Origin of the sequence: Mycolicibacterium chubuense (assembly GCF_001044255.1) — a bacterium.
Taxonomy (GTDB): domain Bacteria; phylum Actinomycetota; class Actinomycetes; order Mycobacteriales; family Mycobacteriaceae; genus Mycobacterium; species Mycobacterium chubuense.
Window position 1 is genome coordinate 1 of sequence record NZ_JYNX01000092.1, and the last position, 11563, is coordinate 11563.

The window sequence follows — 11563 nt, forward strand, 5'->3', positions numbered from 1 at the left end:
GGCCCGCGCCGAGGATCTGCCCGTCGCGGTGGAACCACACCTCGCAGGTGGCGTCGCAGCTCAGGTACTGCCGGTCGCCGTCGGACAGCAGCGGCCCCAGATGTAGTGCCCCGACGCGGTCTTTCACGTCGACGTGCACGACCACGGTGGTGCGCTGCCCGTGCGGGCGGGCGGCGGCGTCGGCGTCCCAGCCCGCGTCGATCAAGCGCAGGAACGCGTCTGCGAGGTTAGGCATCGGGGGGCGGGTGGCCGTGGGGTCGAGCGCTTTCCACTGCGCGATCAGGGCGTCTTTGTGGGATTGCAGGGCCGCCTCGAACGTCGCGGCCTCGACGTGCGGCAATCGGATCTGCCAGCAGGTGTACTGCTCGTCGGTGGTACTCGTGACAGACGGCTGCGGTCCGGGATCGGGCTCCTCGTCGGACTTGGGATTCTCTTCGGGTTCGGGCTCGGGTGTGGGCTTGGGGGCGAGCTTGAGCGCGGTGCGCAGCTGCGCCACCGTCGCGCTGGCGGCCAGGGAGGCGTAGTGCTCGTCGGAGCCGTCGGCGGCGCGCTGGGCGATCACGCCGACCTGGTCCAGCGACAGCCGCCCCTCCTGCAGCCCGGCGACACAGCGGGGGAACTCCTCGATCCGGTGGGCCACCGCGGCAACCACATTGGCTCGGTTCGGCGACACCCCGGTCTTCCAGGCCACCAGGTTCTCCACCGAGCGTGCGCCCGCAGCGGCCCACAGCCCGTCGCGGTCGATCTCGGCGACGATCGACACGATGCGGCCGTCGATCGCGTTGCGCTGACCGGTCAACTCGGCGAGCTCGTCGAACAACACGTCCNCGTCGCGGTCGATCTCGGCGACGATCGACACGATGCGGCCGTCGATCGCGTTGCGCTGACCGGTCAACTCGGCGAGCTCGTCGAACAACACGTCCAACCGCTCGTCGATACGCCGGGAGGTGACCAAAGGCGTTGCCGGCGAGGACATGCCACCATCATGACAAAGGGGTCCGACAGGTCGGACCGATCAGCGGTCTAGCGGTCTTTCCACCGCCGCACGCGCCGCTCGGCGGCGTCGATCGCATCGTCGTCGGCGCGGCGGACCGGCACACCATGCGCCTGCGCGGTCGCGATCAGCGCGTCGCGCACGGCCGGATCGGCCATCAACAGCGTGGCGAGCACGCCCGCCGACAGTGTGCGGTTGCGGATCATGCCCCGGTAGTTGACCTCCGCCGGGATGCGCACGTCCAGCAGACCCCCCACCGTGCCCCCGGCCGCCGCGACGAGCGCCGTCAGCACCGCGTCGGACGCCAGGTCGAGCAGCAGCCCTCGCCCGGGGAAGCGGGGCAGCGGCAGCTTCCCGATCTGGGCGTCGAGCGCGTCGGAGAGCAGGTAACCGACCAGGCTGTGGGTCTCGACGCTCTTGACGTCGGCCCAGTCCACCGTGTCGCCGTCGAACTCCACCGCGTCAGCGCTGATACCCAGGCTGCCGACGTGATTCAGCAGACGCAACACATTGCTCAGCGGCGCGGGCGCGCGGGTGAGCCCGGCGACGGCGTCGCCGATGCCGGCGCTCCACCGCCCCGACACCGGCCCGGCCGGGAGCCGCAGCCTCGGCAGTACGGACGTGACCACGGTTACGCCGACCTCGCCAGCGCGGGAAGCTCGTCGGCGAGCAGCGCGAGCATCGGTGAGCACCCGTTGTCGATCGTGACCGTCGCCAGATCGTCCCCCCGGGTCCGGCCGCGGTTGAGGATCGCGATTGGGATGCCCCGGGCGGCGGCGTGCCGCACGAAGCGGTAACCGGAGTACACGGTCAGCGACGAACCGGCGACCAACAGCGCGTCGGCGTCGTCGACCATCGAATACGCTTCATCCACACGGCTTTTCGGCACACTCTCCCCGAAATAGACGATGTCGGGTTTGAGCATCCCGCCACACGCCGGACAGTCGACGATCCGGAAGCTCGAGGTGTCGCCGACCACCGCGTCGGCGTCCGGGGCGACCGCGATGCTGTCCACGCCGCGCACTCTCTCCCGAAAGCCCGGGTTGGCCGCCTCGAGCAGTTCGTCGAGTGCCGCCCGGGACATGCCGTGCCCGCAGTCCAGGCAGACCACGTGTACGTACGTGCCGTGCAGGTTGATGACGGCCCGGCTGCCGGCCTTGGTGTGCAGCAGGTCGACGTTCTGGGTGATCAGCCCCGTCACGACACCGGCGCGTTCCAGCGCGGCCAGGGCGCGGTGCCCCGCATTGGGTCGGCGTTCGTCCATGTGTCGCCACCCGACGTGGTTACGGGCCCAGTAGCGCTGCCGGAACACCGGATCAGAGGTGAACTGTCGGATCGTCATGGGGTTGGCCGGCGGCGAGTCCGGTCCGCGGTAGTCCGGAATCCCGGAGTCCGTCGACATCCCCGCCCCGGTGAGGACGGCCACGCGCCGGCCCCGCAGGGCGGTGATCAACTCAGGGGATTCCACGCTGTCGAGGATAGGTGCCCGAGCGTCCGCACTGCTCAGGGTAGGCAGTCGGCCGCCGCGATGATCTCGGCGCTCATGTTCTGCTCCATCATCTGCAGGGCGGCCTCACCCAGCGCCGGGTCGATGTGGGCGACGCCGTCTCGGGGGATGACCACCGGGAAGTGCCGGACGTAGGCGTCCAGAGCGGTGTAGAGGACGCACTGCTCGGTGACCTGCCCGGTCAGCACGAGACGGTCCGGTTTGAGCTGCGTGAGCAGATAGGCCAGCGGGGTCGCGTAGAAGGCGCTGTGGCGGACCTTCGTCATCAACCGCAGACCGTGCTGCGGCACGATCGGTTCCACCAGATCGGGCCGTTCCCCGTCCAGGGCGCTGCGCACGATGTCGCTGAACTCGGCGCTGAAGTCGCCGTAGTTGTCATTGACGTAGACCAGATCGACGTCGTCGCGATCGTGGGCCTCGGACACCAGCCGGCTCAGCGGATCGATGATCGGCTCGACGTGGGGGATCAGCGCTTCGGCGTCCGGGTGCCGGTACGTGTTCATCATGTCGATGACGAGAATGACCGTGTCGCTCATGGGGTCGTGCATACCCGGGAAAATTGCGGGGACACAATGAGGCATGGACTTTTACTCGGCGTATCAGCAGGGCTTCGTCCGTATCGCCGCGTGCACCCATCACACCGCGCTGGCCGACCCCGCCGCGAACGCCGAGACGGTGCTGCGCATCGCCCGCGACTGCGATGAGGACAACATCGGTCTGGCGGTGTTCCCCGAACTGACCTTGTCGGGCTACTCGATCGAGGACATCGTCATGCAGGACGCGCTGCTCGAGGCCGTCGAGGACGCGGTCCTGCAGGTGGCGGCCGGTTCGGCGGCGCTGCTGCCGGTGCTCGTCGTCGGCGCACCGCTGCGGCACCGGCACCGCGTCTACAACACCGCGGTGGTGATCCACCGGGGCCGGGTGCTGGGCGTGGTGCCCAAGTCCTACCTGCCGACCTACCGCGAGTTCTACGAGAAGCGCCAGATCGCCGCCGGCGACGACGAGAGCGGGGAGATCCGGATCGGCGACTCGGACGTGCCGTTCGGGCCGGATCTGCTGTTCGCAGCCGAGGATCTGCCCAACTTCGTGCTGCACGTGGAGATCTGCGAGGACATGTTCGTGCCCGTGCCGCCGAGTGCCGAAGCTGCGTTGGCCGGCGCGACGGTGCTCGCCAACCTTTCGGGCAGCCCCATCACGATCGGCCGCGCCGAGGACCGCGCGCTGCTGGCACGCTCGGCCTCGGCGCGATGCCTGGCGGCCTACGTCTACGCCGCGGCGGGGGAGGGCGAGTCGACCACGGATCTGGCCTGGGACGGGCAGACCATGATCTGGGAGAACGGCGTCTGCCTCGCGCAGTCCGAACGGTTCCCGAAGGGCGAGCGGCGCTCGGTCGCCGACGTCGACCTGATGCTGCTGCGCAACGAGCGGACGCGGATGGGCACCTTCGACGACAACCGGCGTCATCACCTGATCGATGACGATGCGTTCCGCCGCATAGGATTCCGGCTGGATCCGCCCGGGGGCGACATCGGGCTGCTGCGCGAGGTGGAGCGGTTCCCGTTCGTGCCCAACGATCCGGCCCGGCTCGAGCAGGACTGCTACGAGGCCTACAACATCCAGGTCTCCGGGCTCGAGCAGCGGCTGCGCGCGCTGCACTACCCCAAGGTGGTGCTCGGCCTGTCCGGCGGTCTGGATTCCACGCACGCGCTGATCGTCGCGGCGCATGCCATGGACCGCGAAGAGCGTCCGCGCAGCGACATCCTGGCCTACACGCTGCCGGGTTTCGCGACCGGCGAGCGGACGAAGAACAACGCGACCCGCCTGGCCGAGGCGCTCGGTGTCACGTTCGAGACCATCGACATCAGGGCCACCGCCGAGCTCATGCTCAAGGAGATGGACCATCCGTTCTCGCGCGGCGAGAAGGTCTACGACGTGACGTTCGAGAACGTGCAGGCGGGCCTGCGCACCGACTACCTGTTCCGGTTGGCCAACTTCCGGGGCGGCATCGTGCTGGGCACCGGAGATCTGTCAGAGCTCGCGCTGGGCTGGTCGACCTACGGGGTGGGCGACCAGATGTCGCACTACAACGTCAACGGCGGGGTGCCGAAGACGCTGATCCAGCATCTGATCCGCTGGGTGATCTCCTCCGAGCAGTTCGACCACACGGTCAACGAGGTGCTCGCCGACGTCCTCGACACCGAGATCAGTCCGGAGCTGGTACCCGCCGGCGAGGACGAGGAGATCCAGAGCAGCCAGGACAAGGTGGGTCCGTATGTGCTGCAGGACTTCTCGCTGTTCCAGGTGCTGCGCTACGGGTTCCGCCCCTCGCGGGTGGCGTTCCTGGCCTGGCATGCGTGGAGCGATGCCGATCGTGGCGACTGGCCTTTCGGCATTCCCGAGGAGAAGCGACCGTCCTTCACGCTGAAGGAGATTCGGCACTGGCTGGAGGTATTCGCGCAGCGCTTCTACTCGTTCAGCCAGTTCAAGCGCTCTGCGCTGCCCAACGGGCCCAAGGTGTCCGCGGGTGGCTCACTGTCGCCGCGCGGCGACTGGCGCGCACCGTCGGACATGTCGGCACGCACCTGGATCGACGAGATCGAACGCTGCGTGCCGGAGAGCTAGCCGCGGGCAGTTGTCATGCGCAGCACGGGTCCCCTCGCAGCGCGTTGACGCCCTCGCGGACCGCGATCGCTGCGATGCCCAGTGCGGCAACCGAATCCGCCCAGTCCCAGCCGAGAGTGCTGTTGAGCACCAGTCCGACCAGCAGCACGGCGGACAGGTATGTGCACAGCAGGGTCTGCTTCGAATCCGCGACGGCCGACCGCGAGCCCAGCTCGCGTCCCGCCCGGCGCTGAGCCAGCGACAGCACCGGCATCACCGCGAGGCTCAGCGCGGCGATCGCGATGCCCAGCAGGGTGGGCCGCGGCTCCCGGATTCCGGCCAGGGACAGGGCGGCGTCGACGGTGACGTAGGCGGCCAGGGCGAAGAAGGAGAACGCGATGAAGCGCAGCGCTGCCTTCTCCCGGCTCTCCGGATCCGCCGCCGAGAACTGCCAGGCCACCGCGGCGGCCGACGACACCTCGATCACGGAGTCGAGCCCGAAGCCGACCAGCGCCGAGGATGACACCCGCGTTCCTTCGGCGAGCGCCACCACGGCTTCGGCGACGTTGTAGGTGATCGTGGCGGCGACGAGCAGGCGCACGCGGCGGGTGAGCACCGCCCGGCGGTCGGCGGAGATCGTCATCAGCAGCACCCCTGCTCGTCGGCGGTGGGGCAGCAGGCCGGATCGACCTCGAGCACCAGGCCCAGCAGGTCGCCGAGAGCGTGGGCGATCCGCGGATCGGCAAGTTCGTAGCGGCTGCGCCGGCCCTCCGGGGTCGCGACGACGAGGCCGCAGCCGCGTAGGCAGGCCAGGTGGTTGGACAGGATCTGGCGCGACACCCCGATCCGGTCGGCCAGGTCGGACGGGTAGCCGGGTCCGTCGCGCAGGATCAGCAGGATCTCGGCACGTGTCGCATCGGACAGGGCGTACCCGAACCGGGAGAGGGCGTCACTGTCGATCGCGGTCCGCATGCCGCTGACAGTACATCGCACTCTGGATTCAGAAAACCCTGAACTGTCGGATGTCGAGACTGCGCTCAGGACGCCCCTGCCCGGCGTGTCGCCGCTCTGAGCGCAGTCTCAACGGGCCTCAGAGCCGGCCGTCGAGGCGCAAGTCCGGGTGCACCCAGTCAGGTGAGCGACGCTCCTTGAACGCCAGGAATCCCTCGATCGATTCGGGCGCTCCGAGGCTGGCCTGCATACCGATGCGGTCGTAGAGCCCGACATAGCTGTCCAGGCTCGCCTTGATCACCGACCGGGCATGCGGCGCGGTGCGACAACACTGCGCGAGCACCTCCCGGGCCGCGTCCTGCAGCTCGTCATGCGGCACCACCCGCGCGACCATGCCCCACTCCAGCGCCTCGGCCGCCGAGAGCGTGCGGCCGGTGAACATCAGGTCCCGGGTGCGCACCGGACCGATCAGGCGCGCGAGCATCTGGCTGTAGTACGTGTCGGCGATGCCGCGGTAGAGCTCGGGAACACGGAAGGTCGCCCGGTCGCTCACGACGGCCATGTCGGCGCACAGCGCGATCTGCAGACCGCCGCCCTGGCACAGCCCGTTGACCGCGGCGACGACGGGCTTGGCGGACTGGCGCAGCGTGTCGAACGGCAGCGCGTCCATGCCGAGCGCCGACCCGAAGGTCAGCCAGTTGTCGGCCCCGCCGCCGCCCATGTCGCCGCCCGGAGCGAAGACGTCGCCGGTGCCGGTGATGAGCAGGCCCGCCAGATCTCGATCGTTGTCGACGTGCGTGACCGCGTATTTGATGCCGAAGTACATCGCGGGGGTCATCGCGTTGCGCGCCTCGGGACGGTCCAGGGTGCACACCCCGAACGCCTTTTCCCGGGTGAAGCGCAGATACGGTGTGCCGAGCCAGTCGCCGTCAGGGGGGGCGGGGTGGGGTCGTCACGGCGGTCGTCCTCACGGTCGGGACGTCACATGTCTTGGCCGAGGACGTCGTCGATGGCCTCACTGTAGGGCGCACAGTCGCCGGCGCCGTGCACCAGCGTCGCCAGTGCCCCCGCTGCTGCGGCGCGCCGCAGCGCACCCTCGACGCCGGTGGTCCACGCCGCGGCCAGCACGCCGGCGAACACATCGCCGGCCCCCGTCGTGTCCACCGCCTCGACCGCGGGTGCGGGGACGTCGACGGTGCCGCCGTCGCCGCGGTAGGAGACGCCCGCGGCGCCGCGGGTCGTCACCAGGTGCGCCACGCGGGTCTCGGCCCAGTCGGGCGCCTCGGTCTCGTTGACGACGATGACGTCGGCGTGGTCGGCCAGGCGCCCGCGGTCCGCCGGGTCGGTGACGGCCGGCGAGGCGTTGACGATGACCACCGCCCCCGCCTCCCGCCCGACGCCGGCCGCGGCGATGGCGGTGGCGATCGGGATCTCGAGCGAGATGAGCACGACGTCGCTGTCGGCGATCACCGACCGGATGGCGGCCGAGCTGAGCGCCAGATGTGCGTTGGCTCCCGGTGCGACGACGATGCAGTTCTCGGCGTCGGCGTCGACGATGATCGCGGCGGTCCCGCTGGGGCCGGGCACCTCGACCGTCGCCTCCACGCCGACGCCGTTGCCCCGCAGATGCGCCCGCAGTTCGGCCGCCGCGGCATCGGTGCCCAGGGCGGCGACGAGGTCGACCTTCGCACCGGCCCGGGCCGCCGCGACGGCCTGATTGGCGCCCTTGCCGCCCGGGGAGAGCGCGAGCTCCGACGCCAGCACCGTCTGACCCGGCCGGGGCAGCGACGCGACCGTGAAAGACAGGTCGGCATTGACACTGCCGACCACGCAGATCCTCGCCATCGCGGCAACGCTACGCTGGGCTAATGAGTCTGCACGCACCGGAGCGGAGCGCGGTGGCCGACGATCTGCGCGGGCAGGTGCACGCCGCCGCCCGCCGCGCCCGCGTCGCATCGCGCGGACTCGCGACGCTGAGCACCGAGGCCAAGAACCAGGCGCTGCGCACGGCCGCCGACCACGTCCTGATGAACACCCGCACGATCCTCGAGGCGAATGCGGCGGATCTGGCCGCGGCGCGGGATGGGGGTACCCCGGAGGCGATGCTGGACCGGCTCGCGCTGACCGCAACCAGGGTCGAGGGCATCGCCGACGGACTGCGCCAGGTCGCCGGCCTGCCCGACCCGATCGGTGAGGTGCTGCGCGGGCGCACGCTGCCCAACGGACTGCAGCTGCGTCAGCAGCGCGTCCCGCTCGGCGTGGTCGGCATCGTCTACGAGGGCCGGCCCAACGTCACCGTCGACGCGTTCGGACTCACCTTGAAATCCGGCAATGCCGTGCTGCTGCGCGGAAGTTCGTCGGCGGCGCGGTCAAACGCCGCGCTGGTCGACGCGCTGCGCGCCGCGTTGGCCACCGAGGGACTCGACGTCGAGGCGGTGCAGCTGCTGCCGAGCGAGGACCGGGCCAGCGTCACCCACCTGATCCAGGCACGCGGCCTGGTGGACGTGGTGATCCCGCGCGGCGGAGCCGGGCTGATCGACGCGGTCGTGCGCGATGCGCAGGTGCCCACGATCGAGACCGGTGTCGGCAATTGCCATGTCTACGTTCATGCCTCGGCCGATCTCGACATGGCCGAGGCCATCGTGCTCAACGCCAAGACGCGCCGGCCCAGCGTCTGCAACGCCGCCGAGTCGCTGCTGATCGACGCGGCGGTCGCCGACGTCGCGGTGCCGCGGCTGACCAGCGCGCTGCAGGCGGCCGGGGTGACGGTGCACGCCGACCCGTCCGAGGAGGAGTTGCGCGCCGAGTTCCTGTCGATGGACATCGCGCTGGCGGTGGTCGACGGCATCGACGCGGCGATCGACCACATCAACACCTACGGGACGGGCCACACCGAGGCCATCGTCACCACGGATCTCGCTGCCGCGCAACGGTTCACCGAACGGGTGGATGCCGCGGCGGTGATGGTGAACGCGTCGACGGCGTTCACCGACGGAGAGCAGTTCGGTTTCGGCGCCGAGATCGGCATCTCCACCCAGAAGCTGCACGCCCGCGGCCCGATGGGGCTGCCCGAGTTGACGTCGACCAAATGGATCGTCTGGGGTGACGGCCACACCCGTCCGGCCTGAGTCAGGAGAAAACACCACGTGAGCGTCCCCGCACGCCCGGCGCCGCTGTTCGCCGACATCGACGATGTCGCGCGCCGGCTGGCCGAGACCGGCTATCTGCCCGACACCGCCACCGCGACCGCGGTGTTCCTCGCCGACCGGCTCGGCAAGCCGCTGCTGGTCGAGGGTCCGGCGGGCGTGGGCAAGACCGAACTGGCCCGCGCCATCGCCCAGGCCACCGGCTCGGGGCTGGTGCGGCTGCAGTGCTACGAGGGCGTCGACGAGGCCCGCGCGCTCTACGAGTGGAACCACGCCAAGCAGATCCTGCGGATCCAGGCCGGGTCGGGGGACTGGGATCAGACCAAGATGGACGTCTTCTCCGAAGAGTTCCTGCTGTCCCGGCCGCTGCTCACCGCGATCCGGCGCACCGACCCGACGGTGCTGCTGATCGACGAGACCGACAAGGCCGACATCGAGATCGAGGGCCTGCTGCTCGAGGTCCTCAGCGACTTCGCGGTCACCGTGCCCGAACTCGGCACGATCGTCGCCGAACGCAAACCCCTGGTCGTGCTGACCTCCAACGCGACCCGCGAGCTGTCCGAGGCGCTCAAGCGGCGCTGCCTCTTCCTGCACATCGATTTCCCCGACCCGGATCTGGAACGGCGCATCCTGCTGTCGCGGGTGCCCGAGCTGCCCGAGCACCTGGCCGACGAGCTGGTGCGCATCGTCGGGGTGCTGCGCGGCATGGCGCTGAAGAAGGTGCCGTCGGTGGCGGAGACGATCGACTGGGCGCGCACGGTGCTGGCGCTGGGTCTGGACACCATCGACGACGAGCTGATCGCCGCGACCCTCGGAGTGGTGCTCAAGCACCAGTCCGATCAGGTCAAGGCGTCGGGGGAGCTGAGGCTCAACTGATGGCGCCCCGACGCATCCGCCCGCCCCAGCCCCTGGCGCCGCACGGAATCCCCGGCCACCTGGTCGAATTCGTCGAGGCGCTGCGCGGGTCCGGGATCGCGGTGGGTCCGTCGGAAACGGTGGACGCCGGCCGGGTGATGAGTGTGCTCGGCCTGGGTGACCGGCTGGCGCTGCGGGAGGGCATCGCGTGCGCGGTGCTGCGCCGACCGGATCACCGGGACACCTACGACGCGCTGTTCGATCTGTACTTCCCGGCCGCGCTGGGCGCCAGGACCGTGTTGGCTGACGCGGAGGACGGCGAGGGTCTGCCGCCCGACGACGTCGAGGCGCTGCGCCAGGCGCTGGTCGACATGCTCTCCGACAACGAGGAACTGGCCAACCTCGACGAGCGGCTGGCCGCGATGATCGCTCAGATCGTGGAGGCGTACGGCCGGTACAACTCCAGCCGCGGGCCGTCGTATTCGTCGTATCAGGCGCTCAAGGCGATGAGCCTGGACGACCTCGAGGGCCGGCTGCTGGCCGGTCTGCTGGCGCCCTACGGCGAGGAGCCGAGTCCGACGCAGGAGCAGATCGCCAAAGCGCTTGCTGCGCAACGGATCGCGCAGCTCCGCCGGATGGTGGAGGCGGAGACCAAGCGACGCACCGCCGAGCAGCTCGGCCGTGAGCACGTGCAGACCTACGGGGTGCCGCAGCTGGCCGAGAACGTCGAGTTCCTGCGGGCCTCGGGCGAGCAGCTGCGGCAGATGCGCCGGGTGGTGGCGCCGCTCGCGCGCACGCTCGCGACCCGGCTGGCCGCCCGCCGACGACGGTCGCGCGCGGGCGAGATCGATCTGCGCAAGACGCTACGCAAGTCGATGTCGACCGGCGGCGTGCCGATCGACGTGGTGCTCAAGAAGCCGCACCCGGCCCGGCCGGAGCTGGTGGTGCTGTGCGACGTCTCGGGCTCGGTGGCCGGCTTCAGCCACTTCACGCTGCTGCTGGTGCACGCACTGCGCCAACAGTTCTCGCGCGTGCGGGTGTTCGCCTTCATCGACACCACCGACGAGGTGACCGAACTGTTCGGCCCCGACGCCGACTTGGCTGTCGCGGTGCAGCGCATCACGCGGGAGGCGGGCGTCTACACCCGCGATGGGCACTCCGACTACGGCCACGCGTTCGTGTCGTTCCTCGACAAGTTCCCGAACGTGCTGTCGCCCCGCAGCTCCCTGTTGGTGCTCGGCGATGCCCGCAACAACTACCGCAATCCCGAGACCGACCTGCTCGCCCACATGGTCAACGCCAGCCGCCACGCGCACTGGCTCAACCCCGAGCCGCGGCACCTGTGGGGCAGCGGCGATTCGGCGGTGCCGCGCTACGAAGACGTCATCACGATGCACGAGTGCCGCTCGGCCAAGCAGTTGGCCTCGGTGATCGACGCGCTGCTGCCCGTCTAGACCTTCCGCCGAAACTGTATTCCATGCGCGGCTTTCGTAAGATTTCGCGCGTGGA

General features: G+C 70.0%; 12 protein-coding genes. 4 read left to right on the forward strand and 8 right to left on the reverse strand.

Going from position 1 to position 11563, the window contains the following annotated elements:
- The 4 genes from MCHUDSM44219_RS27510 to MCHUDSM44219_RS27525 all read right to left on the reverse strand — a co-directional run.
- Nucleotides 1-823, reverse strand: an 823-nt coding sequence (locus MCHUDSM44219_RS27510) for a DUF222 domain-containing protein (RefSeq protein ID WP_048421502.1), incomplete at its 3' end; no start/stop codon positions are given.
- Between the two features lie 200 nt (nt 824-1023).
- Nucleotides 1024-1623, reverse strand: coding sequence for a hypothetical protein (locus MCHUDSM44219_RS27515; RefSeq protein ID WP_048421458.1), 600 nt, complete (start codon nt 1621-1623; stop codon nt 1024-1026).
- A 2-nt stretch (nt 1624-1625) separates the two neighbouring features.
- On the reverse strand, nt 1626-2462 hold the full coding sequence (locus tag MCHUDSM44219_RS27520; protein WP_048421459.1) for an NAD-dependent protein deacetylase: 837 nt from the start codon (nt 2460-2462) through the stop codon (nt 1626-1628).
- A 35-nt stretch (nt 2463-2497) separates the two neighbouring features.
- A complete protein-coding gene (locus MCHUDSM44219_RS27525) occupies nt 2498-3037 on the reverse strand; it encodes a cysteine hydrolase family protein (RefSeq protein ID WP_048421503.1) in 540 nt (179 codons plus the stop codon).
- Between the two features lie 43 nt (nt 3038-3080).
- Here MCHUDSM44219_RS27525 and MCHUDSM44219_RS27530 point away from each other — a divergent pair, with 43 nt between their 5' ends.
- The gene (locus MCHUDSM44219_RS27530) at nt 3081-5123 is read left to right on the forward strand and encodes an NAD(+) synthase (protein WP_048421460.1); all 2043 of its coding nucleotides are present in this window, start codon (nt 3081-3083) and stop codon (nt 5121-5123) included.
- A 13-nt stretch (nt 5124-5136) separates the two neighbouring features.
- Here the strand turns inward: MCHUDSM44219_RS27530 and MCHUDSM44219_RS27535 are convergent, their stop codons facing one another.
- The 4 genes from MCHUDSM44219_RS27535 to MCHUDSM44219_RS27550 form a co-directional block, all read right to left on the reverse strand.
- On the reverse strand, nt 5137-5745 hold the full coding sequence (locus MCHUDSM44219_RS27535) for a cation efflux transmembrane domain-containing protein (protein WP_048421504.1): 609 nt from the start codon (nt 5743-5745) through the stop codon (nt 5137-5139).
- Nucleotides 5745-6074, reverse strand: coding sequence for an ArsR/SmtB family transcription factor (locus MCHUDSM44219_RS27540; protein ID WP_048421461.1), 330 nt, complete (start codon nt 6072-6074; stop codon nt 5745-5747). Before MCHUDSM44219_RS27540 ends, MCHUDSM44219_RS27535 begins: the two co-directional genes overlap by 1 nt.
- A gap of 118 nt (nt 6075-6192) precedes the next feature.
- Nucleotides 6193-6927, reverse strand: coding sequence for an enoyl-CoA hydratase/isomerase family protein (locus tag MCHUDSM44219_RS27545; protein WP_236695607.1), 735 nt, complete (start codon nt 6925-6927; stop codon nt 6193-6195).
- A gap of 107 nt (nt 6928-7034) precedes the next feature.
- The gene (locus MCHUDSM44219_RS27550) at nt 7035-7898 is read right to left on the reverse strand and encodes a PfkB family carbohydrate kinase (RefSeq protein ID WP_048421463.1); all 864 of its coding nucleotides are present in this window, start codon (nt 7896-7898) and stop codon (nt 7035-7037) included.
- A gap of 23 nt (nt 7899-7921) precedes the next feature.
- On the opposite strand from MCHUDSM44219_RS27550, the gene MCHUDSM44219_RS27555 reads away from it, so the two are divergent.
- The 3 genes from MCHUDSM44219_RS27555 to MCHUDSM44219_RS27565 are packed head-to-tail and all read left to right on the forward strand — an operon-like array spanning nt 7922 to nt 11508.
- The gene (locus tag MCHUDSM44219_RS27555; protein ID WP_048421464.1) at nt 7922-9181 is read left to right on the forward strand and encodes a glutamate-5-semialdehyde dehydrogenase; all 1260 of its coding nucleotides are present in this window, start codon (nt 7922-7924) and stop codon (nt 9179-9181) included.
- 18 nt (nt 9182-9199) lie between these two features.
- Nucleotides 9200-10075: an AAA family ATPase gene (locus tag MCHUDSM44219_RS27560; protein ID WP_048421465.1), complete on the forward strand. Its 876-nt coding sequence runs from the start codon at nt 9200-9202 to the stop codon at nt 10073-10075.
- Nucleotides 10075-11508 carry a vWA domain-containing protein gene (locus MCHUDSM44219_RS27565; protein ID WP_048421466.1) on the forward strand — a complete coding sequence of 478 codons (1434 nt, stop codon included), beginning with the start codon at nt 10075-10077 and terminating at the stop codon, nt 11506-11508. Before MCHUDSM44219_RS27560 ends, MCHUDSM44219_RS27565 begins: the two co-directional genes overlap by 1 nt.
- Nucleotides 11509-11563: the final 55 nt, after the last annotated feature.

Coding starts and splice junctions, on each gene's coding strand:
- MCHUDSM44219_RS27565 (WP_048421466.1), top strand. CDS start 10,075: ATGGCGCCCCGACGCATCCGCCCGCCCCAGCCCCTGGCGCCGCACGGA.
- MCHUDSM44219_RS27550 (WP_048421463.1), bottom strand. CDS start 7,898: ATGGCGAGGATCTGCGTGGTCGGCAGTGTCAATGCCGACCTGTCTTTC.
- MCHUDSM44219_RS27525 (WP_048421503.1), bottom strand. CDS start 3,037: ATGAGCGACACGGTCATTCTCGTCATCGACATGATGAACACGTACCGG.
- MCHUDSM44219_RS27555 (WP_048421464.1), top strand. CDS start 7,922: ATGAGTCTGCACGCACCGGAGCGGAGCGCGGTGGCCGACGATCTGCGC.
- MCHUDSM44219_RS27540 (WP_048421461.1), bottom strand. CDS start 6,074: ATGCGGACCGCGATCGACAGTGACGCCCTCTCCCGGTTCGGGTACGCC.
- MCHUDSM44219_RS27535 (WP_048421504.1), bottom strand. CDS start 5,745: ATGACGATCTCCGCCGACCGCCGGGCGGTGCTCACCCGCCGCGTGCGC.
- MCHUDSM44219_RS27530 (WP_048421460.1), top strand. CDS start 3,081: ATGGACTTTTACTCGGCGTATCAGCAGGGCTTCGTCCGTATCGCCGCG.